We start from the raw sequence: 23,407 nt of genomic DNA on the forward strand, positions 1-23,407 counted from the left end.
GCAGGCCATCCGCCCGCCGCTGTGAGCAGGGCCACAACGGCGGGCAAAAAAGCTGCGAAGGCTCATGCCTGCTCGGGAATACGGGCGATGACCTTGATTTCGAAATCGAATCCCGCCAGCCAGGTCACCCCGACCGCAGTCCAGTTGGGATAGGGAGCATCTCCGATCGCCGTCTCCCGCACCTTCATGACGGCCTCCAACTGCTTGGCCGGATCGGTGTGGAAGGTGGTGACGTCGACGACATCGTCGAAGGTGCAACCGGCGGCCTTCAATACATTGGCGAGATTGTCGAAGGCCAGCCGCACCTGCTGCTCGAAGTCGGGTTCCGGCGAACCGTCCGCGCGGCTGCCGACCTGCCCCGATACGAACAGGAGATCGCTCGAGCGTATCGCCGCCGAGTAGCGGTGCTTTTCGTAGAGCGCGTGCCGGTTGGCCGGAGTGATCGCGTCGCGTTTGGCCATGGTCGTGGTCCTCCTTGACTGCCGGAATATCCGGCATCGGGCTTCACAGCGCGGTCGCAAGTTGATATACGCCGCGTATGCGAACCACAACACGCATACGGTGCGTATGTCAATTCACATACGCACCGTATGCGGAAATTTCCGGAGAAGGCCCATGGCCGCCAAAAAGCGATCCGAGATGATGGAGGAAACCCGCGCCAAGCTGATCGCGTCCGCGCGCAAGGCCTTCGCCGAACAGGGGTTCGCCGCCGCATCGATGGACGATCTGACGGCCGAGGCCGGGCTGACGCGGGGCGCCCTTTATCACAATTTCGGCGACAAGCGCGGGCTGCTCCAGGCGGTGGTCGACCAACTCGACACGGAGATGGCACAGCGTGCGCACGACATCGGCGCCCAGGCAGGAACCGGCTGGGACGGATTGCTGGCCGAAGGTGTGGCCTACATCGAGATGGCGCTGGAGCCCGAGGTCCAGCGCATCGTCCTGCTCGATGGACCGGCCTTCCTGGGCGACCCCTCGCAATGGCCAAGCCAGAACGGCTGCCTTCAAATGACGCGGCAAACGGTGGAACGGCTGATCGCGCAGGGGGTCGTCAGACCCATCGACCCCGAAGCGGCCGCCCGGCTCTTGAATGGGGCGGCATTGAATGCCGCACTCTGGGTGGCCGCCAGCCCCGATCCGCAGATTGTTCTCGCCAAGGCGGTCGAGGCGTTCCGCGCCCTGGCGGAAGGGCTGCTGGCACGCCCATCCTGAAACAGCCGCAGCCCCGCATCGGCGGGGCTGCGGCGACAGACAGGACGATGTTTCAGCCAGATCAGCGGTTACTTGGATTCGCTCTTCAGATAGGCGATCAGGTCCGCGCGCTTGGCGTCGTCCTTGACGCCGGCGAAGGCCATCTTGTTGCCGGGAAGCGCCGCCTTCGGATCCTTCAGATAGGTATCGAGCTTCTGCTCGTCCCAGTCATAGCCAGCATCCTTCACCGCCGCGGAATAGCTGAATCCATCGACGCTGCCCGCCTTGCGGCCGACGATGCCATGCAGGTTCGGGCCGACGCGGTTGGGGCCGCCGGCCTCGATGGTGTGGCAGGCCTTGCAGGTGTTGAACACCGACTTGCCCGCCGCGGCATCGCCGTCCGCGGCCTGCGCGGCAGCGGTTCCACCGGAAATCAGAATGACGGAGGCCAACAGAATCTTGCGCATGACGGACACAGCGAAACTCCCATTTCTCAACGTTGTCTCCGGCCAACCGAGAAAATTGGTCGGGCTTCCTTCCGGCGAGCAAGCGGAAGCTAATGGCGGCCAATGAGGCCAGGAAGCGAATTTACCCGATGGTTGTCATCGGTTTTTCCGATACCATCCTGCCGCATTAGGGGAACCGCCGGTCGCGGCTGCATCCAGTGGATGCGACGAATCGTCTCACACCGGCTGGTCGCGATCAAGCTGCCGATGGCGTAGGTCTTGCTCCCCGTCCGTGGAGGCGGGGTTTCGAGCGAGGTATCATGGATACGGAAATGGCCCGGACATTTCTGGAGGTCACGGCGGCAGGCAGCTTCATGGCGGCGGCCGACCGGCTCCATGTGACCCAGTCGACGGTCAGCACGCGCATTCAGCAGCTGGAGCAGCAGCTTGGCTGCCGGCTGTTCGTGCGCAACAAGACCGGCGCCACGCTGACCAGCGCCGGCCTGCGTTTCCAGCGTCATGCCGCGGCGATCCTCCGCCTGTGGGAGCAGGCCCGGCAGGAGGCCACCCTGCCCGCCGGCCACAAGGCGCTGCTGCGCATCGGCAGCGAGGCCGGCCTGTGGAACCGCCTGCTGTACCGCTGGATTCCCTGGATGCGGCGCAACGCCAACGACATCGCCCTGCGCTGCGACGTCGGCCTGCCGAACGGGCTGTTGCAAGGTCTTCAGGACGGGACGCTGGACGTCGCCGTCCTCTATTCGCCGCGTGCCCTGCCAGGTCTGTCGATCCGCCTGCTGCTCGAGGAGGAGCTCGTTCTCTTCCGCATGCCGGCGGTCGAGGATTACCTGGAGGAACCCTATGTCCACATCGACTGGGGCGACGATTTTCGCCGCAATGTGCAGCTGCATCGCCCGGACGTGCAGGCCGCCCCGGTATCGATCGGCGTCGGCACGCTCGGGCTCGACTATGTCAAGCAGTGCGGCGGCACCGGGCATTTCCCCCGCCAGCTGGTCCAGCCGCTGATCGATGCCGGCAAGGGGGAAATCCTGCCGGAAGCCCGGCCGCTCAGCCTTCCCATCTATGCCGCCTACCCGACCGATGCCGACGACGCCATCATCGACCCGGCCCTCACCGGGTTGAAGGCCATCCTGGGCGAACCGGCCGGCGCCCGCGATTCACTTTGATAAAACCGATGTAATCTATCGGTTTATTTCGCTTTTTGCGATGAATGGCGCTGCCTAGGATCGGCTTCGCGGGCATTTGGACCCCATCCGGCATCGCTGCCGGGGGTCCCGGATGCCCGCTCATCCAAACCGAAGACCGAAGGTCCCGATCCGATGTCCACGCAATTGGCGCAGCCGTCCCTGCTCGAAGAAGAAGGCACCGCGGCGGATACAAAGTTCCGCCGGTTCGAGTCCCCCTACATCGTGTTTCCGTCGCTGATCCTGCTGCTGATCATGCCGTTCGGCATCCTCTTTCACCCGGCCTGGCTCGCCACCGCCGCCGAGGTGGGCGTGGTCGTGATGTTCATCGCCATTTTCCGCATGATGCGCATGTAAGTCCGGCGCCCCCGCCGCTACTAAGACGTTCAGCCGCGGGCGGACCGTGTCCTCCAAGTGACAGTGGCGGCGACCGCCAGCGCACCGGCGCTCAAGGCCAGCGCCCAGAGCAGGAGGCCGAAGCCCGTCCCGTCATGGCGGACCGCGACCGACAGCGCCGCCGCCAGGCACAGCAGCGCCGCCAGCCGCAGCCGGAACACCGTGCGGCGCGGCGGCCCCCGCCTGGACTCGACAAGGTCGCGCCAATGCCGCTCCACCGACAGGGCAAGGGCGGCGAAGGCGACGTAGCAGAGCCCGAACAGGCCGGGCAGCATCAGGGCATCAGGCATGGTCGGTCACCTTCGCCAGGGTTGAGAGTTCGGGATCGGGCCGCTGGGCCAGCCGCCGCGACACCCGCCACGCGGCGAAGGCGGTCAGCGCCAGCACCGCATCGACGCCCAGCACCGCCCAGTCGGCGGAGGCTACGGCACGGATGGGATGCTCCCCCGTCGTGATCCAGTTCAGCGCCACGCAGGACGCGGCCAGCAGGGCGACCGCGGTGCATTGTTCGCTCCAGGGCGGGTCCGTCCGGGTGCGGACGGCGGCATGGACGGCGCTCCCGATCCAGATCAGGAAGAAGAGGCCGACCTCCACCAACTCCCGCGACGGGATGCCGGCCGGCAGCAGCCGGTTGGCCGCCATCATCGCCAGCGTGGCGATCAGCATACCGGAGGTGCTGCCGCAGGCGATGGCGGCGACGCTGCGCCAGCCGACGCCGGGCCTCACCCCATGGGCGACCCGCCGCTTCTCCATCCAGTACAGCATGCCGGTGCCGATCAGCACGCAGCCGGACAGCCCGAACAGGAAATACAGCCAGCGCAGCGGCCAATGGTCGAATGCGGCGAAATGCAGCCCCGACAGGACCCGGTGGGTCGCCACCACCGGCCCCGGCCGCTGGTATTTCAGCACCTGTCCGGTGACGCCGTCGAAGAAGACCGGCTGGACATCCAGGCTGATGCGGTCTCGCAGAGCACGGTTGATGCGGACGACCGACGCGGCATCGCCGGCATTGTAGACGAACACCACGGCCGGCTCGCCCCCGCCCCACAGCCGGCAGGCCTCCGCTACCATCGGATCGAGCGGCGCCAGCGGGGCGGCGATGCCGCTGCGCGGACGGCTGTAGTTGCCCAGCGCATCGTCGTAGAAGCGCCGCACATCGCCGCCATACAGCGCCTGGACGCCAGCCGGCAGCACGATGGGCAGGACGATGACGATCCCGGTGATCGTGATCATCAGATGGAAGGGCAGGACCAGCACGCCCGTCAGATTGTGCAGGTCGAGCAGGGAGCGGCGGAACTGCCCCCAGCTGCGGAAGGTGAAGAAATCCTTGAAGATCCGCGCATGGATGATGACGCCGGAAATCAGTCCGGCCAGCATCGCTACCGACGCGAAGCAGACGATCCAATAGCCGATGAAGCCCGCCCGCAGATGCAGGCTGTAGTGCAGTGGATAGAAGAAATAGGTGCCTCCCAGCGTCCCGACCGGCGGTAGCAACTGGCCATCGCTGGTCGCCATGCCGCCGGCATTGCCGGTCTCGGTCCGAAGCTGAAGCGCCATCACCGGCCGCCGCTCGTCCGGCAACTGCACATACCAGTCGCGCACCGCCCGCCCGGCGGCGAGCTTCTCCACCGCCGGCAGCACCCCATGGTCGAGCGAGGCCGGCCCGGTCTCCACCGCACCGACGCGGGTGGCGGGCATCATCCAGCGGTCGATCTCCGACGCGAAAACCGCCAGCGATCCCATGAAGAAGATCAGCATCAGCAGGCCGCCGAGCGTCACCCCCGCCCAGGTGTGCGGCCACAGCATGGCGGCACGCAACGCCGGGCTGATCAGCTTGCGTTTCTTCGTCGTCATGGCCCGGCGAGACCGTCAAACTGCGAGACCGCGATAAGCAGCACCCCGCCGCCGCCCAGCACCGCCCAGCCGACCGTAACCCTCGGCACCGCGAAGGCCCACAGCGACGCCACCGGCAGCACCACCAGGGCCAGCAGGCTGGAGGCGGTGACCGCCTCCGCCGGCGCCATGCCCGCGAGCGCCCCCAACTCCGCCCCGAAGGCGGCAAGGCCCCAGGCGAAGCCATAGGCGCCGAACATCGCCGCCGCTACGCGCGCGGCGGTGCGCAGGCGCGGCAGCGCAGCCCGTCCCTCAACCTGTCCGGACTGCCCGGCAGTCTTCATCGCGATGGTCCCCCCGCCATTGTGCCTGCCAAAGTTCCAACGCCCCCGACGCGGTCCACGCAGCCCTAACCTTGATAATGATACTGATTCTCATTTGCAAGATTCTTCTCTTTCCGGGGGAGAAAGACGGACAGCCTGCGACCGCCAACTGGAACCGCGCAGGGGCGCGACGCTGCCGGCCGGACTGGGCTACACTCGGGCCGACATCGACCGGCTGTTTCCCGACCGGATCCAAGACCCGGCAGGGCCAAAAAGGACAAGAACCAATGACCACCGAGAGTGTAACCGAAGCGACCTTCGAAACCGGGGCCTTCGAAACCGGGGAGGCTCTGCTCGCCCGTCACCCCGGCGCCATCATCCAGCCCGTCAAGGGAGTATGGCCGCGCATCGCCGCCGACGCCTACATCGCCCCCGGCGCGGTGGTGGTCGGCGACGTCACCATCGGGGCGGAGGCCAGCGTCTGGTACGGCTGCGTGCTTCGCGGCGACGACCACAGCATCACGGTGGGGCCACGCACCAACATCCAGGACGGCACCATCATCCATGTCATGCTGAACGAGTATCCGACCGTCATCGGCGCCGATGTGGTGATCGGCCATGGCGTGCGGATGCACGGCTGCACGCTGGCGGATGGTTGTCTGGTCGGCATCGGCGCAATCGTGCTGGACGGGGCGGTCGTGGAAAGCGGCGCCATGCTGGCGGCCGGCGCGGTGCTGACCCCGCGCAAGCGCATCCCCGCCCGCCAGCTTTGGGCGGGCAGTCCGGCCAGGCATCTGCGCGACGTCACCGACGCCGAGGTGGAGTTCATCGCCTTCGACGTGCGCCACTATGCCGGCCTGGCACGGGCTGCGTCGGGACGCGGATGACAGGGCCGGGGCGGCGTTCGATCCGAACGGACGTCGCCCCACCTGCCCGTTGCGGCACCGCCGACAGCCCTGACCGAGCCCGCGTATAGCGCGGCCGTATATTTCCAGACGTCACGCCCCCCATCGCATTTATATGCCCCGTGGCCTTCTTCTCAGTGGGATAGCGGCCATTGGCCGCCTCTGGACTGCGAGGCTGTCATGCAAGGAAAATCGCCTCTCGCGCTGCTCGACCGGACCATGCCTGCCCCGGCGCGCATGGAAGACTGCGATCCGCGGACATCGGCCGCCCCCTCCCATGAGGCATTCCCTTCCCCACGCGCAGTGCTGGGCGAGGCGGCGGTCACCGTCGCCGCATTCCTGCTGATCGCTTTTGCCCTGCAGGTGCTGGCCTTGTGGATCGGGGCCTGACCGGCGAAGGCGGTCGCGCGGATGCCCGGACGGCCAGCGGCATATACGGGCCGTATATTTTCCGGCCCTGCCGTCCCCCATCGAATCTATACGCGGCTCCGGCGCACCCTCACAGGGTCGGACCTCCCCGCCACCGTCAAGGCGAGGGGGACGCAATTCCGGAGACCCCTACGATGCTCGACCTGCTGTTTCTTGCGCTCACCGTCGGCTTCTTCGCCGCGGCGGTCGCCTATGTCCATGCCTGCGACCGGCTGTGAGGGGAGCGGCGCCATGTCTCTCGATTATGCCTTGGCCGGCCTCGTGACCGCCGGACTGCTGGTCTATCTGGTCTATGCCCTGATCCGCCCCGAACGGTTCTGAGGAGACCCATCCCATGACCGTCAACGGCTGGATCCAGATCCTGGTCTTCCTCGCCCTGGTCGTCGCGATGACGCGGCCCCTGGGCGGCTTCATGACGCGCGTCTTCGCCGGCGAGCGCACACTGCTCTCCCCCATCCTGGGACCCGTCGAACGCTCCCTCTACCGTCTGGCAGGCGTCGACGAGCGCACCGAGCAGCATTGGGTGACCTACGCCGTGTCGATGCTGCTGTTCAGCGCCGCCGGTATGCTGCTGCTCTATGCCCTGCAACGCCTCCAGGATGTCCTGCCGCTGAACCCGCAGGACATGGCGGCGGTGCCCGCCGATCTCGCCTTCAACACCGCGGCCAGCTTCACCACCAACACCAACTGGCAGAATTACGGCGGCGAGACCACCATGGGCCATTTGGTGCAGATGGCCGGGCTGACCTTCCACAATTACGTTTCGGCCGCCACCGGCATCGCATTGGCGGTGGCGCTGGTCCGCGGCTTCGCCCGCAGCTCTGCCCGCACGGTTGGCAATTTCTGGGTCGATCTGACGCGCGCCACCCTCTATGTCCTGCTGCCGCTGTGCATCGTCTATGCGCTGTTCCTGGTCTGGCAGGGCGTGCCGCAGACGCTGGTGGGTGCTGTCGACGCCACCACGCTGGAAGGGGCGAAGCAGACCATCTCGCTCGGCCCCGTCGCCTCGCAGGAGGCGATCAAGATGCTGGGGACCAACGGCGGCGGCTTCTTCAACGCCAACTCCGCCCACCCCTTCGAGAACCCCAACGCGCTGACCAACCTCGTCCAGATGCTGTCGATCTTCGCGCTGGGCGCCGGGCTGACCAACCTGTTCGGCCGGATGGTCGGCGACGAGCGCCAGGGCTGGGCGATCCTGGCCGCCATGGGCCTGCTGTTCGTCGCCGGCGTCGGCGTCGCCTACTGGGCCGAGGCGCAGGGCAACCCGGCCTTCACGTCCTTCGGCATCGACGGCAGCGCCGGCAACATGGAGGGCAAGGAGACCCGCTTCGGCATCGCCGCGACGGCGCTCTTCGCCACCGTCACCACCGCCGCCTCCTGCGGTGCGGTGAACGCCATGCATGACAGCTTCATGCCGCTGGGCGGCATGGTGCCGATGATCAACATGATGCTGGGCGAGATCATCGTCGGCGGCGTCGGCGCCGGCCTCTACGGCATGCTGCTGTTCGCCATCGTGGCGCTGTTCGTCGCCGGACTGATGGTGGGCCGCACGCCGGAATATCTCGGCAAGAAGCTGGAGGCGAAGGAGGTCAAGATGACCATGCTCGCCATCCTTTGCCTGCCGCTGATGATGCTGGGCTTCACCGCCGTGGCGGTGGTGCTCGACACCGGCACCGCGTCGATGGCCAATGCCGGGCCGCACGGCTTCTCCGAAGCGCTCTACTCCTATGTCTCGGGTGCAGCCAACAACGGCAGCGCCTTCGGCGGACTGACCGGCAACACGCCCTGGTACAACGTCACGCTGGCCATCGCCATGCTGGTCGGCCGCTTCCTGGTCATCGTGCCGATGATGGCGATTGCCGGCTCGCTGGCGTCCAAGGCCCGTGCGCCCGTTTCGGCCGGCACCTTCCCCACCCATGACGGTCTGTTCGTCGGGCTGCTGGTCGGCGTCATCCTGATCGTCGGCGGCCTCACCTTCTTCCCGGCTCTCGCCCTCGGCCCGGTGGTCGAGCATCTGGCGATGACCGCCGGCACCCTCTTCTGATCGGGAACGCTCCCATGCATGCCAAAAGCAAACGGTTGGGCCGGTCTTCAGCCAGCACCCTGCTGGATCCCGCCATCCTGGTGCCGGCCATCGGCGGCTCCATCGCCAAGCTTTCCCCGCGCCAGATGATCCGCAACCCGGTGATGTTCTGCGTCGAGGTGGTGGCGGCGCTCACCACCCTGCTGGTCCTGCGCGACGCGGTGAGCGGTGCCGGCGTCTCCGGCTTCGCCATCCAGATCGTCGTCTGGCTGTGGTTCACGCTGATCTTCGCCAACTTCGCCGAGGCGGTGGCGGAAGGACGCGGCAAGGCCCAGGCCGCCAGCCTGCGCAAGACCCGGACCGAGACCAGCGCCAAAAAGCTGGAAAACGGCACCGTCCGCACGGTGCCCGCCACCGCCCTCAAGCCCGGCGACCTCGTGCTGGTCGAGGTCGGCGACATCATCCCGTCCGACGGTGAGGTGGTGGAGGGCGTCGCCTCGGTCAACGAGGCCGCCATTACCGGCGAATCCGCTCCGGTCATCCGCGAGAGCGGCGGCGACCGCTCGGCCGTCACCGGCGGGACCCAGGTGCTGTCCGACCAGATCAAGGTGCGCATCACCGCCGCCCCCGGCTCGACCTTTCTCGACCGCATGATCTCGCTGGTGGAGGGCGCCCAGCGCCAGAAGACCCCCAACGAGATCGCGCTGAACATCCTGCTGGCCGGGCTGACCATCGTCTTCGTCATCGCGGTGGCGACGATCCCCAGCTTCGCCGCCTATGCTGGCGGTTCGGTCGGCGTGCTGGTGCTGGTGGCGCTGTTCGTCACGCTGATCCCGACCACCATCGGCGCTCTGCTGTCGGCCATCGGCATCGCCGGCATGGACCGTCTGGTCCGCTTCAACGTGCTCGCCATGTCCGGCCGGGCGGTGGAGGCGGCGGGCGACGTGGATACGCTGCTGCTCGACAAGACCGGCACCATCACGCTGGGCAACCGCCAGGCGGCCGAGTTCCTGCCGGTCGCCGGCGTCGGCGAGGAGGAACTGGCCGACGCCGCCCAACTGGCCTCGCTGGCCGACGAGACGCCGGAAGGCCGCTCCATCGTCGTGCTCGCCAAGGAGGACTACGGCATCCGGGCCCGCAGGATGGAGGAAATGCACGCCTACTTCGTCCCCTTCACCGCCCAGACCCGCATCAGCGGCATCGACACCGACGGCACGGTGATCCGCAAGGGTGCGGTGGACGCGGTTCTGGCCCACGTCAACGGGGCGCAGCGCGTCGCCGTGGCCGGCGGGCGCGGGGTCACCACGCTGCACCCGGCCGCCGGCCCGGCGGAGCGCGAGATCCTCGCCATCGCGGAACGGGTTGCCAAGGCCGGCGGCACGCCGCTGGCGGTGGCGCGCGACGGACGGCTGCTCGGCATCATCCACCTGAAGGACATCGTCAAGGGCGGCATCCGCGAACGCTTCGCCGCCCTGCGCCAGATGGGCATCCGCACGGTGATGATCACCGGCGACAACCCGATGACCGCCGCCGCCATCGCCGCCGAGGCCGGGGTGGACGATTTCCTCGCCCAGGCGACGCCCGAAGCCAAGCTCCAGCTGATCCGCGACGAACAGGCGAAGGGCAAGCTGGTCGCCATGTGCGGCGACGGCACCAACGACGCGCCGGCGCTGGCCCAGGCCGATGTCGGGGTGGCGATGAACACCGGCACGGTGGCGGCACGCGAGGCCGGCAACATGGTCGATCTCGACAGCGACCCGACGAAGCTGATCGAGATCGTCGAGATCGGCAAGCAGCTGCTGATGACCCGCGGGGCGCTCACCACCTTCTCCATCGCCAACGACGTGGCGAAGTATTTCGCCATCATCCCGGCGATGTTCCTCGCCTTCTACCCGCAGCTCCAGGCGCTGAACGTGATGGGGCTGCACAGCCCGGAAAGCGCCATCCTGTCGGCAATCATCTTCAACGCGCTGATCATCGTGGCGCTGATCCCGCTGGCCCTGCGCGGCGTGCGCTACCGCGCCGTCGGTGCCGCCTCGCTGCTGCGCCGCAACCTGCTGATCTACGGCCTGGGCGGCCTCGTGGTGCCCTTCGCCGGCATCAAGGCGATCGACCTGATCGTCACCGCCGCCGGCCTTGTTTGAGGAGCCTGTCATGTTGAAGGATCTGCGTCCCGCCCTGGTGATGACCGTCGCCCTGACGGCAATCACCGGGCTTGCCTATCCGCTGGCCGTCACCGGCGCCGCGCAAGTCCTGTTTCCGCATCAGGCCAACGGCAGCCTGATCGAGCAGAACGGGACAATCGTCGGCTCCAGCCTGATCGGGCAGGATTTCACCGGCGCGGGCTATTTCCACCCGCGCCCCTCGGCCACCACCGGCGCCGACCCCGCCGATCCGGCCAAGACCGTGCCGGCCCCCTACAACGCGGCGAACTCGATGGGCTCCAACCTCGGCCCGACGAGCAGGACGCTGGTCGACCGCGTGCAGGCCGACGCCGAAAAGCTGAAGGCCGAACATCCCGGCGTCCCGGTCCCGGTGGAACTGGTGACCACATCGGGCAGCGGTCTCGACCCCGACCTGTCGCCGGCCGCCGCCGACTTCCAGGTGCCGCGCGTCGCCAAGGCCCGCGGCCTGACGGAAGATGCGGTACGCAAGCTGGTCGCCGATACCACCACCCCGCGCCCGCTCGGCTTCCTGGGCGAGCCGACCGTCAACGTCCTGGCGCTCAACCTCGCCCTGGATCGGACGGCCGGCAAAACAGCAGGAGGCAAGTAACCGGCGGGGGCAGTGCAACGGGACTGTCGGAATCGGCTATCCCCGCAACGGCCGGCGGAGTAAGCCATAGCCGGGCTTGCGGCCGGGTTTGGGACCGCTTCTGGAGCGGGGGGAGGGGAAGGGGACGATGCCATGACCGACGAACAGGGCGACCGCATTCAGGGCGACCGCGCCGGCCGGCCATCTCCCGACGCGCTGCTGCGCCAGGCGGCGAAGGAGGCGCAGGGACGGCTCAAGATCTTTCTTGGTGCCGCCCCCGGCGTCGGCAAGACCTTCGAGATGCTGCAAACCGCCCAGGCCAAGCGCCGCGATGGCGTCGACATCGTCATCGGGGTGGTCGAAACCCACGGCCGGCGCGAGACGGAGGCGCTGGTCGCCGGGCTGGAGGTGGTTCCGCGCCGCACCATCGAGCACAAAAGCCATGTCCTGACCGAGATGGATGTGGACGCCATCCTCGCCCGCCGCCCGAAGATCGTGCTGGTCGACGAGCTGGCCCACACCAACGCCGCCGGCGGTCGCCATCCGAAGCGGTATCTCGACGTCGAGGAACTGCTGGCCGCCGGCATCGACGTCTACACCACCCTGAACATCCAGCATGTCGAGAGCCTGAACGACGTCGTCGCCAAGATCACCCGCGTCCGCGTCCGCGAGACGGTGCCGGACTCGATCCTCGACCGGGCCGACGACATCGAGGTCATCGACATCGCGCCCGACGACCTGATCCAGCGCCTCCAGCAGGGCAAGGTCTATGTCCCGCGCACGGCCGAGCGGGCGATCCGGCATTATTTCTCGCCCGGAAACCTGACGGCACTCCGCGAACTGGCACTGCGGCGCACCGCCGACCGCGTCGACGAGCAACTGCTGACCCACATGCAGGCGCACGCCATCTCCGGCCCCTGGGCTGCCGGCGAGCGGCTGCTGGTCTGCATCAACGAGGACGCCAGCGGCGGCGCCCTGGTGCGCTACGCCCGCCGTCAGGCAGAGCGGCTGCGCGCCCGCTGGGGCGCCATCCATGTCGAGACGAGCCGGGCGCTGCGCCTGAGCGAAGCCGACCGCGACCGCATCGCCGACACGCTGCGCCTGGTGGAGCGGCTGGGCGGCGAGGCGGTCACGCTGCCCGGCAGCGATATCGCCGACACCGTCGTCGACTATGCGCTGACCAACAACGTCACGCACATCGTCATCGCCAAATCCACCCGTCCGCGCTGGTCGGAACTGCTGCACGGGTCCGTGGCGCACAGCCTGATCCGCCGGGCGGGCGACATCAGCGTGCACGTCATCGCTGCCAGTTCCGGCACCCCGCTTCCCGCCAGAACGGTCAGGACGGAGGCGGCCCGGCAGCGGGCCTTCGCATGGTGGCCCTACGTCGCCAGCACGGGCTATGTCGCGGCGGCGCTGGGCGCCGGGCATGTGCTGCATCGGGTGCTGGCGCTCAACAACATGGCGCTGGTCTTCCTGACCGCCGTGCTGGCAAGCGCCGTCACCGGCGGGCTGGCCCCGTCGCTCTATGCCAGCGTGATCAGTGTTCTCGCCTTCAACTATTTCTTCCTGCCGCCGCTCTACACCTTCACCATTTCCGATCCGGAGAACATCGTCGCCTTGCTGGTCTTCGCCGTCGTCTCGGTGATCGCCAGCAACCTGACCGCCCGTGTCCGCGCCCAGGCGGTGACCGCGAGGCTGCGCGCCAAGACGACGGAAGACCTCTACCAGTTCAGCCGCAAGCTGGCCGGCGTGGTGACCATGGACGATCTGCTGTGGGCCACCGCCTACCAGATCGCCGCCATGCTGAAGGTCCATGTCGTCCTGCTGCTGCCCGAGGACGGGAGCGTGGCGGTCCGGGCCGGCTATCCGCCGGAGGATGTCATCGAGGATGCCGATCTGGCCGCGGCGGTGTGGGCCTGGGAGAACAACCGGCCGACCGGCAAGGGCGCGGACACGCTGCCCGGCGCCAAGTGGCTGTTCCTGCCGATGCGCACCGGGCGGGGCGTCGTCGGGGTGGTCGGCATCGACACCGGCGGCGGAAAGGGGCGGACCGGCGGTTACCTGACGCCGGATGAGCGCCGGCTTCTCGACGCGCTGATCGATCAGGCCGCCCTGGCGATCGAACGGGTGACGCTGGCCGAGGATGTCGACCGCAGCAAGCTGGCGGCGGAAACCGAACGGCTGCGCTCGGCCCTCCTCACCTCGATCTCACACGACCTGCGCACGCCGCTGGCCTCCATCCTGGGCTCGGCGACCAGCCTCGTCGGCTATGGACCGATGATGGACGAGGAGGACCGGCGCGACCTCGCGGCGACCATCCAGGAGGAGGCGGAGCGTCTCAACCGTTTCATCGCCAACCTGCTCGACATGACCCGGCTGGAATCCGGGGCCATCCGGCCGCGCACCGGTGCGGTCGACCTGTCCGAGGTGGTCGGCAGCGCGCTGGAGCGGGTGTCCCGCATCCTCGCCGGCCATCGGGTCGAGGTCGATCTAGCCGCCGGCCTGCCGATGGTGGACATCGATGCCGTGCTGATCGAGCAGGCGCTGTTCAACCTGCTCGACAATGCCGGCAAATACGCGCCGGCCGGCTCGACGATCACGGTGCGCGGACGGCAGGACGCCGCCTTCGTCCGCATCGAGGTGCTGGACGAGGGCGGCGGCATACCGCCCGAGGATGTGGAGCGCATCTTCGACAAGTTCTACCGTGTCCATGCCCAGGACCGGCAGCGCGCCGGCACTGGGCTGGGGCTGGCGATCTGCCGGGGCTTCGTCGAGGCGATGGGCGGGACGGTCACGGCCGGCAACCGCCGCGACCGGAGCGGCGCCGTCTTCACCCTGACCCTCCCCAAGGCAGCCGACATGTCCGGATATGAAGAGGAAGCCGCGGCATGAAATCGGACTCCATCCCGCTGCGCGTGCTCGTCGTCGATGACGAACCGCCGATCCGGCGCTTTCTGCGCACCAGCCTGACCGCCCAGGGATACGACATCGTCGAGGCGGAGGACGGGACCAAGGCGCTGGAGGAGGTGCGGCGGCGCTCCCCCGATCTGCTGGTCCTCGATCTCGGGCTGCCGGGCATCGACGGGCTGGAGGTCATCCGTCGCCTGCGCGGAAGCGGCGTGACCCTGCCGATCATCGTGCTGTCCAGCCGGGTCGACGAGGCCGGAAAGGTCGAGGCGCTCGATCTCGGAGCCGACGATTATGTGACCAAGCCGTTCGGGGTGGAGGAACTGCTGGCCCGTATCCGCACGGCCATGCGCCACAAGCTGCAACAGCAGGGGGAACGGCCGCTGTTCCGCAGCGGCGACCTGACGGTCGATCTGGTCCGGCGCATCGTCACCGTGCGCGGCGAGGATGTGAAGCTGTCGCCGCGCGAATACGACCTGCTGCGGCTACTGGTGGCGCATGCCGGCAAGGTGCTGACCCACCGCTTCATCCTCAAGGAGGTGTGGGGCGGCGAAACCGACATCCAGTATCTGCGGATCTACATCCGTCAGTTGCGGCAGAAGATCGAGCCCGACCCCGAGCGGCCCCACCACATCCTGACCGAGACGGGGGTCGGATACCGTCTGCGCGCACCCGATTGAAGCGACCGCGCTTTCCCCGCCGACCGCCCCGCGACGGCCGCCGGCACATGGTTTCATGACGATTCGATGACGGGTGATTGCAGGTCGATTCCCGCTCTTGACCTTGGCCGGCCAGGGGAGTAGAGGGGCGGCATCGTCACCGCATGATCGTTCCCTCCGCCCCACCCGCCGGGCCAGCGGCCGGATCGAAAAGGCAAGAGATGGACAGCCCCAGTAGTCGATCTACTCACATTCCCCTGACGACGCCGTTCGCGGGCTGACCTCTTGAAGGGGTCCACCCGCGGCCCGTCGTCTTCGGGCCGATCAGAGGTGGACCATGGTGAAGCTCCTCACCATCCCGGTTTCCATGCGCCGCCGCCCCGACGGGCGCGTGTGCTTTTCCGTGACGGGCGACCTGCGCCCGCCAAGTCGCTGACTCCACGCCACTCCTCCTGAAAATCCGCACCGGCGCCTCTGCCGCGCCGCCACCGTTTTCCTTGCCGGCCGATCCCGCGACGGGACCGCAGGATGGATAGTCATGGTCTGGATCAACACGAATGTTTCGGTGAAGGCGACCGACGCCGCGCCGAACCGGTGGGACGTTGTCGCCTTGCCGCTGGTCATCGGCCTGCTGGCCCTGCTCGCCATCGGCGGCCATCAGATGGCCCTGCCGCTGAACAGCGTCGAGGAGGTGCCGGTCACGCTGGACCCCTGGATGCTGCCGGAATACGCCCTGCGGTCGACCCTGCGGATGCTGGCGGCGATGGTGGCGTCGCTGCTGTTCACCTTCACCTATGCCACGCTGGCGGCCAAGAGCCGGCGGGCCGGCATGCTGCTCATCCCGGTGCTGGATGTGCTCCAGTCGGTGCCCGTGCTCGGCTACATCTCCTTCACCGTCGTCTTCTTCCTGGGGCTTTTCCCGGGCAGCGTGCTGGGAGCAGAATGCGCGGCGATCTTCGCCATCTTCACCAGCCAGGCCTGGAACATGGCCTTCAGCTTCTACCAGTCGCTGCGCACCGTTCCGCGCGACCTGGACGAGGCGGCGACCGGCTTCGGCTTTTCCGGCTGGCAGCGCTTCTGGACGCTGGAGGCGCCCTATGCGGCCCCTGGGCTGGTGTGGAACATGATGATGTCGATGTCCGGCGGCTGGTTCTTCGTCGTCGCATCGGAGGCGATCACCGTCGGCGACCACACCATCACTCTGCCCGGCATCGGCTCCTACCTCGCCAAGGCCATCGACGGGCAGCGGCTGGACGCCGTCGGCTGGGCAGTGCTGGCGATGCTGCTGGTCATCCTAGCCTATGACCAGCTGCTGTTCCGTCCGCTGGTCGCCTGGGCCGACAAGTTCAGGGTCGAGTTGACCGGAGCGCAGGAGGTCCCGGAGTCCTGGCTGCTCACCCTGTTCCAGCGCACCCGCTTCTTCCGCGCCGTCTTCGCACCGCTCGACCGCCTGTTCGGCCGGCTGGTCTGGCTGCGCCTGCCGGTGGGCGGTGCGCGCCGCGGTGCGGCAGGCGGCCTGCGGACGGTCGGCGGGCTGCTCGACCGGGTGCCGGCGCGGGCCGTCGACGTGGTCTGGTACCTGCTGCTGACGGTGGTGGGCCTGTGGGCCGGCTGGTCGATGATCGCCTTCGTCTCGTCCGGCGTCGACTGGGGCGATGTCGGCACCGTGCTTCTGCTCGGCGGCGCCACGCTGCTGCGGGTGATCGTGCTGATCGCGGTGGCGACGCTGGTCTGGGTCCCGCTGGGGGTGCTGATCGGGCTGCGCCCCCGGCTGGCAGAAAAGGTCCAGCCGGCCGCCCAGTTCCTCGCCGCCTTCCCGGCCAACCTGCTGTTCCCGGTGGCGGTGGTCGCCATCGTCCGCTTCGACCTGAACCCGGATGTCTGGCTCAGCCCGCTGATGATCCTCGGCACCCAGTGGTACATCCTGTTCAACGTCATCGCCGGGGCCACCGCCTTTCCCGGCGACCTGAAGGAGGCGGCGGCCAATTTCCGCATCCGCGGCTGGCAATGGTGGCGCGATGTCATGCTGCCGGGCGTCTTCCCCTACTACGTCACCGGGGCGGTCACCGCGTCCGGCGGGTCGTGGAACGCCAGCATCGTGGCAGAGGCGGTGAACTGGGGCGACACCCGGCTGACCGCCCATGGCTTGGGCAGCTACATCGCCCGGGCCACCGAGGCCGGTGATTACCCCCGCATCGTGCTGGGCATCGCCGTCATGTCGCTGTTCGTCATCCTGTTCAACCGTCTGCTGTGGCGTCCGCTCTATGCGTTCGCCGAGCGCCGCCTGCGCCTCGCCTGAGGGGGACCCTGCCATGCTGAACACCCGCAACACCACCATCTTCGAACTGAGCGGCGTCCGTCAGGCCTATGCCAAGCCGTCGGGGCAGGATTACCTCGTGCTCGACAACGTCGATCTGACCCTGCGCGACGGCGAGATCGTCGGGCTGCTCGGCCGCTCCGGCTCTGGCAAGTCGACTCTGCTGCGCATCGTCGCCGGCTTGGTCAAGCCGACCGGCGGCTCCGTCCACCATCATGGCAAACCGGTCGCCGGCCCCACCGACGGGGTGGCGATGGTCTTCCAGACCTTCGCGCTCTTCCCCTGGCTGACGGTGTGGGAGAACGTCATGGCCGGCCTGAAGGCCAAGGGAGTTCCGGCCCGCGAGGCCGAGGCGCGGACCGAGGAGGCCATCGACCTGATCGGCCTGTCCGGCTTCGAATCCGCCTATCCCAAGGAGCTGTCCGGCGGCATGCGCCAGCGGGTGGGGTTCGCCCGCGCGCTGGTGGTCCATCCGGAAATCCTGCTGATGGACGAGCCCTTCTCGGCGCTGGACGTGCTGACGGCGGAGACGCTGCGCACCGACCTGCTCGACCTGTGGATGGAGCGGCGGCTGCCGATCAAGTCGATCCTGATGGTGACCCACAACATCGAGGAGGCGGTGCTGATGTGCGACCGCATCCTGGTCTTCTCCTCCAACCCCGGCCGGGTGGCGGCCGAGATCGGGGTGAACATCCCCCATCCGCGCAACCGCTTGGACCCGCAGTTCCGCGCCATGGTGGACGACATCTATGGCCGGATGACCGCGCGCAAGCCGCTGGTGGCGTCGTCGCCGGCCGCCAAGCAGCCGCCGGCCCATGCCGTGCCGCTGGAGCATGTGTCGACCAACCTGCTGGCCGGCCTGCTGGAGACGCTGGCCTCGCCGGCCTACCATGGCAAGGCGGACCTGCCGCATCTGGCCGCAGCACTCCAGCATGAGATCGACGACCTGTTCCCGATTGCCGAGACGTTGCAGATGCTGGGTCTGGCGGAGGTGGCGGAAGGCGACATCCACCTGACCGAGCCCGGCCGGCTGTTCGCCGAATCTGGCCTGGAGGACCGCAAGCGGCTGTTCGCGGAGCATCTGACCCGCTACGTGCCGCTGGTGGCCCACATCCACGGCCTACTGAAGGAACCGGCGACGCAGCGTGTGCCGAGCAGCCGCATCCGGGCCGAGCTGACGCCCTTCATGAGCGAAGGCTATGCCGAGGAAACGCTGAAGGCGGTCACCAGCTGGGCACGCTATGCCGAGCTGTTCACCTACGACGACGAGACCGAGACCTTCGCGTTCGAGAATGCGGACTGAACGGGCAGACGGATCCGTTCACTGGAGCCGGCCCCGTCACATCAGCGAAAGCCGGATCGGCACCGACGCGTCCCGTCGGCTGTCCGGTCCGGCATCTTCCCGGTGCTGTCCGCAGGTCAGAGATGGCAGCCGCTCATTTGCGGGCGCATTTCTTCACGTCGTCTTCGCTGATCGAAAACGCATAGGCCTCGGTCCCCGACAGAGCGACGTTGCGCAGGACGCAGGTGCGCCCCTTCTTGTCCTTCATGCTGACATCCCAGGTCCCCGGCTTGACATCGCTGAGCTTCAGGCGCTCATCGGCCTCGACCGTCTTGTCCTTGTCGTTCAGCGTCTGGTTCTTGCCCCACTTGTTCGTGCCGGGTTCGGCAAGCTTCAGCTCGGTGATGGTTTCCGTGGTCAGGTTCCAGAACTTCAGCGTCTGCGCCGTCTGGGCCTGCGCCGCCGTGACGAACGATCCCGCGCACAGCAGCAGGATGGGGATCAGGCTGTTTCGCTTCATGGTTTTTCCTCCCTTGGGTTGCTCAAGGCACGCCCGATCTGAGCACAGGCCAGGAAGAAGCGGAATGCGACAATGGGATAAGCTGATTGTGTGAGTCGCGTCTCGCGAGTGGCGCGAGATCAGGCGGAGACAGCACAACTCAGGGCACGAGCTGCCGGCGACCGCCCGCACACCATCGGGAAGGGTGGTCAAATCGTCCCGCCACCGCCGAATGGCTTGACTGGACGAGGCTGCGCGTGAAGGTTGGTTGCGGCTTTCCGCAACAGCCGGCTCCTCCGTATGGCTCGCCGCCAGACCGCGCGCAACACGCATGCCTCCATCCGGATCGGCGTTTCCGCCGGTACGGTTGGACTGCGCCGCGCACTGGTCGGCTGGCTTGCCGTCCTGGCTCTGCTGATCCAGGTGGCGGTTCCCGATCTGGCCATGGCAGCGCGGGCGCAAGCCGGATTGCCGGCCGGGTTCCTGACCGCCCCGACGGCAGCCGACCATTGCGGCCCCCTCCCATCCGATGCACAGGACAGCGAAGGGCTGGCTGGCGGAGACTATGGTGGCGGAGGCCATGACGGTTCCAGCCATCCCGTCATGGATCATGACGGCCTCTGCGCCTTCTGCCTTGCGCTCGGCACCCATGGCCTGCTCCCCGGTTCCGCTGTCATCCGACCGCAGGCCGTCCATCGCATGCCGGTTGCCGCACCGGCTGCCGCCGGCATTCGCCCGGACGACCATTTCCTGACCTGTCTCAATCCCCGCGCTCCGCCAGTGTGACGGCCTATTCCCCGTCGTCATCGGACCATCATTCCGTTCAGGAGCGCATCATGACCCGCATCATTTCCCTGGCGCTCGCCGCCGGGACCCTTTGCCTTGCCCTGTCCGCCGGCAGCGCCGCTGCGCATGTCACGCTGGAAACCCGCGAAGCGCCGGCCGGCAGCTATTACAAGGCGGTGCTCAAGGTCGGCCACGGCTGCGACGGTTCGCCGACCACCGCCATCCGCGTCCGCCTGCCCGACGGGGCGGTGCTGGCCAAGCCGATGCCGAAGCCGGGCTGGACCCTGGCGACCAAGGAAGGCCCCTACGCCCAGCCTTATGAGTCGCACGGCCGCAGCATCACCCAGGGCGTCACCGAAATCGCCTGGACCGGCGGCAGCCTGCCCGACGCCTGGTACGACGAGTTCGTCTTTCAGGTCGTGCTGCCCAAGCAGCCCGCCGGCACCATGCTATACATCCCGGTGGTGCAGGAGTGCGAGAAGGGCGTCCACCGCTGGATCGAGATCCCCGAAGCCGGCAAACCGGCGGACGATTATCGGGAGCCGGCACCGGGCCTCAAGCTGACCGAACCCAAGCAGCACTGACGGCGCCCCGGCACCGGCCGGAAGATCGGGCTGCATGCCGACTGCCGCGATGGCTACACGGCATGCAGCCCCTTGGCCGCCTCTCTTCCGCGGCCCTCGCCTTTCCCGATAGCGAGGCATCCTCATGCGTCCCAGCCCGCGTCGCAGGCTTACGGGCCTGTCCGTCCTCTTCTTCGCCGTGCTGCTCCTCGCCACCCTGCCGCGGGCCGGCTGGGCTCATGCAGTCCTGATGGAGTCAATGCCGGCCGACGGCGCCAGCCTCGACGCCGCGCCGGCAGCCCTGTCGCTGGAGTTCAATGAGCCCGTCACTCCCATCCACGTCCAGCTGCTTGACCAGCAGGGGCGGGACATGGCCGATCCGCAGGGTGCGCTGGCGGAGAACAACCGCGTCCGCCTCGCCCTGCCGCCGGGTCTGTCGAAGGGTCTGTACGTCGCCAGCTATCGCGTCACCTCCGCGGATGGGCATCCCGTCGCAGGCTCATTCACGTTCGGGATCGGCGTGACGCCGGCACCGACGACCGGCACGCCGCCGGTGGACGATCCGTCCCGGGCTGCCGCCTTCGCCGGGCTTCTGCTGCGGGCAATGCACTATGCCGCCCTGCTGGCCGGAACCGGGGGCGGACTGTTTCTGGTGCTGGTGACCGGGCGATGGGCACCGCTCAACGACCGCCTGAAGCCTGCTCTCTGCCTGATGCTGCTGGTGGCCGGCCTGTCGGCGGTGCTGCTGGTGGGAGTGACCGGTGCGACTCTGGCCGGCCAGCCGCTTGCCGCCCTGGCGACAGGAGCCCCCTGGACCACAGGGGCGGGGAGCAGCGTCGGCCTCAGCGCCGGCATCGCTCTGCTGGCCCTGCTCTGCTCGGCTTGCGGCTTGGCCATCGAGGCCCGTTCTGCGATGGGACCGGCGCTGCTGGTGGCGGGGGCATTGCTGGGGGCCGCCTCGCTGGCCGCCACCGGCCACGCCGCCACGGCTCCTCCCCGCTGGCTGAGTGCGCCGCTCGTCGGCCTGCATGGGCTGATGGCCGCCTTCTGGGTCGGCGCCTTCTGGCCGTTGTCCATGGCACTGCGCCTGGAATCCCCGGCCGAGGCCGCAAGGCTGACCCGCCGCTTCTCGCGCATCGCCATCGGTGCCGTGGCCATTCTGGCCGGAGCCGGCATGGTTCTGTCCGCGATCCAACTCCAGTCCGTCCAGGCCGTGCTGTCCAGCGGCTATGGCTGGGTATGGCTGGGCAAGATGCTGGCGGTCCTGCTGTTGCTCGGGCAGGCGGCATGGAACCGGCAAGTCCTGACCCCTGCCCTGGACCGGAGTGGCGACCGGAATGGTGGCCGCGCCGTCAGGTCCCTGCGGCGGAGCATCGGCCTGGAGATGGCGGCGGCAGGCACCGCCCTGCTGCTGACGGCGGCCTTCGCCCTGACGCCGCCGCCACGCGCACTCCATGCAAGCGAGGAGAAGCCGCCGGCAGGCTTTTCCGCCGTCACGGTGAAAGGCGGGCTCATCGCCCTCATCGACGTCGGCCCGGCCAGTCCCGGGCGCAATGGCGTTCGGCTTCACCTTCAGAACGAGGACGGCAAACCGGTTGCAGCCCGTGAGGTGACGATGAATTGGGAGCTTCCTTCGGCGGGTGTGGCTCCGCTGCGGCATGCCCTGACGAGCTTCGGTCCCGGCTTCTTCGGAGCCGACGACACGACGCTTCCGCTGGCCGGGCAATGGTCGTTGCGTCTTGAGGTGCTGATCGACGATTTCGACAAGCGGGTGTTCCAGACGGAGGTTCCAATCAGGGAAACGCCGGCAAGCACGGAGGGGATTCCCACAAGCCCGAAGCTTCGCTAGAATCGAGCCCGGTCCCGCCATCCACGGTCTTCGATCCCATGGCCAACAGCGCTGACAACTCCAGCCCGTCCATCGATCTCCGCTGTGACCATTGCGGCCGGCCACATGGGCAGATGCTTCGTTGCCTGCCCGACGGCCGTTGGCTGTCGCCCGACAACGGGTGGATCGACGCCAACGGCGACCAGGCGTCCTGGCCGGATGTCGTCGACTACGCCCGTCTGCGTCACTCACGTGCGGTTGTCGGTCTCTACCGTCAGTCGGCAGCGGCAAGGATGGCCGCTGAAGACCATCACCGGCTTTGCCGTCGCTGTCACTTCGTGACCGGTCGCGAGAAACATCGACGGGTGGCGCGACTGCGGGCACTCACGCGCTTCGCCCTCGGCGACCTGTTCGACGGCACCTACGCCGTCTGAGCGGCGGCCGGTCACGCGCAGGCAAGCCCGGCGCATAAGTCACTGAAGACCGACATTTCTTATTCCCCGGACCGACGGCACAGCATCGCGCCGTCGGCCAAAGCGCGCGGATTTGGTGCGGCGCAGCAACGCAAACGTTTGCGCAAACGTTTCGATGACGCTAGCTTCGGCCTGTCCTGCCCAGTTGGAGCCGCTTTGCGATGAAACGGATTGGCCTTCTCAATGCCCCGCTCAGCCATGCGATTGCCTCGCTCGGCCATACGCAGGCGTTGGTCATCGCCGATGCCGGGCTGCCGATTCCGGCCGGGCCGGAACGGATCGACCTCGCGGTGACGCCGGGCCTGCCCTCCTTCCTCGAAATCCTCGACGCGGTGGCGGAGGAGATGATGGTGGAGCGCGCGGTGATCGCGACCGAGATGGCAATCGTGAATCCGTCCCTGCGCGCCCAGCTGTCCGTCCGCCTGGACCGCATGGCCGCGGCGCAGGGCCGGCAGATCGCGCTGGAGGAAGTCCCCCATGAGGAGTTCAAGCGGCTGACCGTGTCCTCCGCCGCTGTCGTGCGCACGGGCGAATGCAGCCCCTACGCCAACATCCTTCTCTATTCCGGTGTAACCTTCTGAACGCAGA

The 23,407-nt window shown here is 67.9% G+C and carries 24 protein-coding genes; 18 read left to right on the forward strand and 6 right to left on the reverse strand.

Annotation, left to right across the window (positions count from 1 at the left end):
• Positions 1–62: 62 nt before the first annotated feature.
• Positions 63–461: a RidA family protein gene (locus ABNQ38_RS01640; RefSeq protein WP_377805367.1), complete on the reverse strand. Its 399-nt coding sequence runs from the start codon at positions 459–461 to the stop codon at positions 63–65.
• Between the two features lie 154 nt (positions 462–615).
• Between ABNQ38_RS01640 and ABNQ38_RS01645 the strand changes: the two genes are divergently transcribed.
• Entirely contained in the window at positions 616–1,212 is a 597-nt protein-coding gene (locus ABNQ38_RS01645; protein ID WP_377805368.1) for a TetR/AcrR family transcriptional regulator, read from the forward strand.
• Positions 1,213–1,280: 68 nt separating this feature from the next.
• On the opposite strand, the gene ABNQ38_RS01650 is transcribed toward ABNQ38_RS01645, so the two are convergent.
• Positions 1,281–1,658 carry a cytochrome c family protein gene (locus ABNQ38_RS01650; RefSeq protein WP_109050936.1) on the reverse strand — a complete coding sequence of 126 codons (378 nt, stop codon included), beginning with the start codon at positions 1,656–1,658 and terminating at the stop codon, positions 1,281–1,283.
• A gap of 311 nt (positions 1,659–1,969) precedes the next feature.
• Here ABNQ38_RS01650 and ABNQ38_RS01655 point away from each other — a divergent pair, with 311 nt between their 5' ends.
• Complete coding sequence (locus ABNQ38_RS01655) at positions 1,970–2,821, forward strand: LysR family transcriptional regulator (protein WP_161958024.1); 852 nt, start codon at positions 1,970–1,972, stop codon at positions 2,819–2,821.
• A gap of 165 nt (positions 2,822–2,986) precedes the next feature.
• Positions 2,987–3,196 carry a hypothetical protein gene (locus ABNQ38_RS01660; protein WP_377805369.1) on the forward strand — a complete coding sequence of 70 codons (210 nt, stop codon included), beginning with the start codon at positions 2,987–2,989 and terminating at the stop codon, positions 3,194–3,196.
• A 29-nt stretch (positions 3,197–3,225) separates the two neighbouring features.
• Here the strand turns inward: ABNQ38_RS01660 and ABNQ38_RS01665 are convergent, their stop codons facing one another.
• Genes ABNQ38_RS01665 through ABNQ38_RS01675 form a run of 3 tightly spaced genes read right to left on the reverse strand, consistent with a single transcriptional unit; the run spans position 3,226 to position 5,412 of the window.
• Positions 3,226–3,525 carry a DUF3325 family protein gene (locus ABNQ38_RS01665; protein ID WP_109050939.1) on the reverse strand — a complete coding sequence of 100 codons (300 nt, stop codon included), beginning with the start codon at positions 3,523–3,525 and terminating at the stop codon, positions 3,226–3,228.
• Positions 3,518–5,089 (reverse strand): PepSY-associated TM helix domain-containing protein, encoded by a 1,572-nt coding sequence (locus tag ABNQ38_RS01670; protein WP_377805370.1) that lies wholly within the window; start codon positions 5,087–5,089, stop codon positions 3,518–3,520. The genes ABNQ38_RS01665 and ABNQ38_RS01670 overlap by 8 nt, the downstream gene beginning before the upstream one ends.
• Entirely contained in the window at positions 5,086–5,412 is a 327-nt protein-coding gene (locus ABNQ38_RS01675) for a hypothetical protein (protein WP_377805371.1), read from the reverse strand. Before ABNQ38_RS01675 ends, ABNQ38_RS01670 begins: the two co-directional genes overlap by 4 nt.
• A 266-nt stretch (positions 5,413–5,678) precedes the next feature.
• Here ABNQ38_RS01675 and ABNQ38_RS01680 point away from each other — a divergent pair, with 266 nt between their 5' ends.
• From ABNQ38_RS01680 to ABNQ38_RS01725, 10 genes are all read left to right on the forward strand, one after another.
• Positions 5,679–6,278 carry a gamma carbonic anhydrase family protein gene (locus ABNQ38_RS01680; protein ID WP_377805372.1) on the forward strand — a complete coding sequence of 200 codons (600 nt, stop codon included), beginning with the start codon at positions 5,679–5,681 and terminating at the stop codon, positions 6,276–6,278.
• Between the two features lie 198 nt (positions 6,279–6,476).
• A complete protein-coding gene (locus ABNQ38_RS01685) occupies positions 6,477–6,686 on the forward strand; it encodes a hypothetical protein (RefSeq protein ID WP_377805373.1) in 210 nt (69 codons plus the stop codon).
• A gap of 270 nt (positions 6,687–6,956) precedes the next feature.
• Positions 6,957–7,046, forward strand: a complete 90-nt coding sequence (locus ABNQ38_RS01690) for a K(+)-transporting ATPase subunit F (protein WP_109448108.1) — start codon at positions 6,957–6,959, stop codon at positions 7,044–7,046.
• Positions 7,047–7,059: 13 nt separating this feature from the next.
• Positions 7,060–8,769: a potassium-transporting ATPase subunit KdpA gene (kdpA, locus tag ABNQ38_RS01695; RefSeq protein WP_377805374.1), complete on the forward strand. Its 1,710-nt coding sequence runs from the start codon at positions 7,060–7,062 to the stop codon at positions 8,767–8,769.
• Between the two features lie 14 nt (positions 8,770–8,783).
• Entirely contained in the window at positions 8,784–10,892 is a 2,109-nt protein-coding gene (kdpB, locus tag ABNQ38_RS01700; RefSeq protein ID WP_377805375.1) for a potassium-transporting ATPase subunit KdpB, read from the forward strand.
• A 10-nt stretch (positions 10,893–10,902) separates the two neighbouring features.
• Positions 10,903–11,523 (forward strand): K(+)-transporting ATPase subunit C, encoded by a 621-nt coding sequence (locus tag ABNQ38_RS01705; RefSeq protein WP_377805376.1) that lies wholly within the window; start codon positions 10,903–10,905, stop codon positions 11,521–11,523.
• A gap of 132 nt (positions 11,524–11,655) precedes the next feature.
• Positions 11,656–14,397 carry a DUF4118 domain-containing protein gene (locus ABNQ38_RS01710; protein ID WP_377805377.1) on the forward strand — a complete coding sequence of 914 codons (2,742 nt, stop codon included), beginning with the start codon at positions 11,656–11,658 and terminating at the stop codon, positions 14,395–14,397.
• Positions 14,394–15,092: a response regulator gene (locus ABNQ38_RS01715; RefSeq protein ID WP_098736456.1), complete on the forward strand. Its 699-nt coding sequence runs from the start codon at positions 14,394–14,396 to the stop codon at positions 15,090–15,092. The genes ABNQ38_RS01710 and ABNQ38_RS01715 overlap by 4 nt, the downstream gene beginning before the upstream one ends.
• Positions 15,093–15,609: 517 nt before the next feature.
• Positions 15,610–17,370 carry an ABC transporter permease gene (locus ABNQ38_RS01720; RefSeq protein ID WP_377805378.1) on the forward strand — a complete coding sequence of 587 codons (1,761 nt, stop codon included), beginning with the start codon at positions 15,610–15,612 and terminating at the stop codon, positions 17,368–17,370.
• A gap of 13 nt (positions 17,371–17,383) precedes the next feature.
• A complete protein-coding gene (locus ABNQ38_RS01725; RefSeq protein WP_377805379.1) occupies positions 17,384–18,691 on the forward strand; it encodes an AAA-associated domain-containing protein in 1,308 nt (435 codons plus the stop codon).
• 133 nt (positions 18,692–18,824) lie between these two features.
• On the opposite strand, the gene ABNQ38_RS01730 is transcribed toward ABNQ38_RS01725, so the two are convergent.
• Positions 18,825–19,190, reverse strand: a complete 366-nt coding sequence (locus tag ABNQ38_RS01730; protein WP_377805380.1) for a hypothetical protein — start codon at positions 19,188–19,190, stop codon at positions 18,825–18,827.
• A 279-nt stretch (positions 19,191–19,469) separates the two neighbouring features.
• Here ABNQ38_RS01730 and ABNQ38_RS01735 point away from each other — a divergent pair, with 279 nt between their 5' ends.
• The 5 genes from ABNQ38_RS01735 (at position 19,470) to rbsD (ending at position 23,400) form a co-directional block, all read left to right on the forward strand.
• The gene (locus ABNQ38_RS01735) at positions 19,470–19,955 is read left to right on the forward strand and encodes a DUF2946 family protein (RefSeq protein WP_377805381.1); all 486 of its coding nucleotides are present in this window, start codon (positions 19,470–19,472) and stop codon (positions 19,953–19,955) included.
• Between the two features lie 50 nt (positions 19,956–20,005).
• Positions 20,006–20,539, forward strand: a complete 534-nt coding sequence (locus ABNQ38_RS01740; protein ID WP_174469471.1) for a YcnI family protein — start codon at positions 20,006–20,008, stop codon at positions 20,537–20,539.
• Positions 20,540–20,663: 124 nt separating this feature from the next.
• Entirely contained in the window at positions 20,664–22,367 is a 1,704-nt protein-coding gene (locus tag ABNQ38_RS01745) for a copper resistance CopC/CopD family protein (RefSeq protein WP_377805382.1), read from the forward strand.
• 38 nt (positions 22,368–22,405) lie between these two features.
• Complete coding sequence (locus ABNQ38_RS01750) at positions 22,406–22,780, forward strand: hypothetical protein (RefSeq protein WP_377805383.1); 375 nt, start codon at positions 22,406–22,408, stop codon at positions 22,778–22,780.
• 200 nt (positions 22,781–22,980) lie between these two features.
• A complete protein-coding gene (gene rbsD / locus ABNQ38_RS01755; RefSeq protein WP_377805384.1) occupies positions 22,981–23,400 on the forward strand; it encodes a D-ribose pyranase in 420 nt (139 codons plus the stop codon).
• Positions 23,401–23,407 lie beyond the last annotated feature (7 nt).

This window comes from Azospirillum sp. A29 (assembly GCF_042604625.1).
Lineage (GTDB): Bacteria > Pseudomonadota > Alphaproteobacteria > Azospirillales > Azospirillaceae > Azospirillum > Azospirillum palustre.

What these genes read in the sequence shown, in the direction of transcription:
- kdpB (WP_377805375.1), top strand. Translation starts at nt 8,784, where the DNA reads ATGCATGCCAAAAGCAAACGGTTGGGCCGGTCTTCAGCCAGCACCCTG.
- ABNQ38_RS01685 (WP_377805373.1), top strand. Translation starts at nt 6,477, where the DNA reads ATGCAAGGAAAATCGCCTCTCGCGCTGCTCGACCGGACCATGCCTGCC.
- ABNQ38_RS01675 (WP_377805371.1), bottom strand. Translation starts at nt 5,412, where the DNA reads ATGAAGACTGCCGGGCAGTCCGGACAGGTTGAGGGACGGGCTGCGCTG.
- ABNQ38_RS01655 (WP_161958024.1), top strand. Translation starts at nt 1,970, where the DNA reads ATGGCCCGGACATTTCTGGAGGTCACGGCGGCAGGCAGCTTCATGGCG.
- ABNQ38_RS01740 (WP_174469471.1), top strand. Translation starts at nt 20,006, where the DNA reads ATGACCCGCATCATTTCCCTGGCGCTCGCCGCCGGGACCCTTTGCCTT.
- ABNQ38_RS01690 (WP_109448108.1), top strand. Translation starts at nt 6,957, where the DNA reads ATGTCTCTCGATTATGCCTTGGCCGGCCTCGTGACCGCCGGACTGCTG.
- ABNQ38_RS01680 (WP_377805372.1), top strand. Translation starts at nt 5,679, where the DNA reads ATGACCACCGAGAGTGTAACCGAAGCGACCTTCGAAACCGGGGCCTTC.
- ABNQ38_RS01745 (WP_377805382.1), top strand. Translation starts at nt 20,664, where the DNA reads ATGCGTCCCAGCCCGCGTCGCAGGCTTACGGGCCTGTCCGTCCTCTTC.
- ABNQ38_RS01725 (WP_377805379.1), top strand. Translation starts at nt 17,384, where the DNA reads ATGCTGAACACCCGCAACACCACCATCTTCGAACTGAGCGGCGTCCGT.
- kdpA (WP_377805374.1), top strand. Translation starts at nt 7,060, where the DNA reads ATGACCGTCAACGGCTGGATCCAGATCCTGGTCTTCCTCGCCCTGGTC.
- ABNQ38_RS01640 (WP_377805367.1), bottom strand. Translation starts at nt 461, where the DNA reads ATGGCCAAACGCGACGCGATCACTCCGGCCAACCGGCACGCGCTCTAC.
- ABNQ38_RS01735 (WP_377805381.1), top strand. Translation starts at nt 19,470, where the DNA reads ATGGCTCGCCGCCAGACCGCGCGCAACACGCATGCCTCCATCCGGATC.
- ABNQ38_RS01670 (WP_377805370.1), bottom strand. Translation starts at nt 5,089, where the DNA reads ATGACGACGAAGAAACGCAAGCTGATCAGCCCGGCGTTGCGTGCCGCC.
- ABNQ38_RS01715 (WP_098736456.1), top strand. Translation starts at nt 14,394, where the DNA reads ATGAAATCGGACTCCATCCCGCTGCGCGTGCTCGTCGTCGATGACGAA.
- ABNQ38_RS01750 (WP_377805383.1), top strand. Translation starts at nt 22,406, where the DNA reads ATGGCCAACAGCGCTGACAACTCCAGCCCGTCCATCGATCTCCGCTGT.
- ABNQ38_RS01720 (WP_377805378.1), top strand. Translation starts at nt 15,610, where the DNA reads ATGGTCTGGATCAACACGAATGTTTCGGTGAAGGCGACCGACGCCGCG.
- rbsD (WP_377805384.1), top strand. Translation starts at nt 22,981, where the DNA reads ATGAAACGGATTGGCCTTCTCAATGCCCCGCTCAGCCATGCGATTGCC.
- ABNQ38_RS01650 (WP_109050936.1), bottom strand. Translation starts at nt 1,658, where the DNA reads ATGCGCAAGATTCTGTTGGCCTCCGTCATTCTGATTTCCGGTGGAACC.
- ABNQ38_RS01730 (WP_377805380.1), bottom strand. Translation starts at nt 19,190, where the DNA reads ATGAAGCGAAACAGCCTGATCCCCATCCTGCTGCTGTGCGCGGGATCG.
- ABNQ38_RS01705 (WP_377805376.1), top strand. Translation starts at nt 10,903, where the DNA reads ATGTTGAAGGATCTGCGTCCCGCCCTGGTGATGACCGTCGCCCTGACG.
- ABNQ38_RS01665 (WP_109050939.1), bottom strand. Translation starts at nt 3,525, where the DNA reads ATGCCTGATGCCCTGATGCTGCCCGGCCTGTTCGGGCTCTGCTACGTC.
- ABNQ38_RS01710 (WP_377805377.1), top strand. Translation starts at nt 11,656, where the DNA reads ATGACCGACGAACAGGGCGACCGCATTCAGGGCGACCGCGCCGGCCGG.
- ABNQ38_RS01645 (WP_377805368.1), top strand. Translation starts at nt 616, where the DNA reads ATGGCCGCCAAAAAGCGATCCGAGATGATGGAGGAAACCCGCGCCAAG.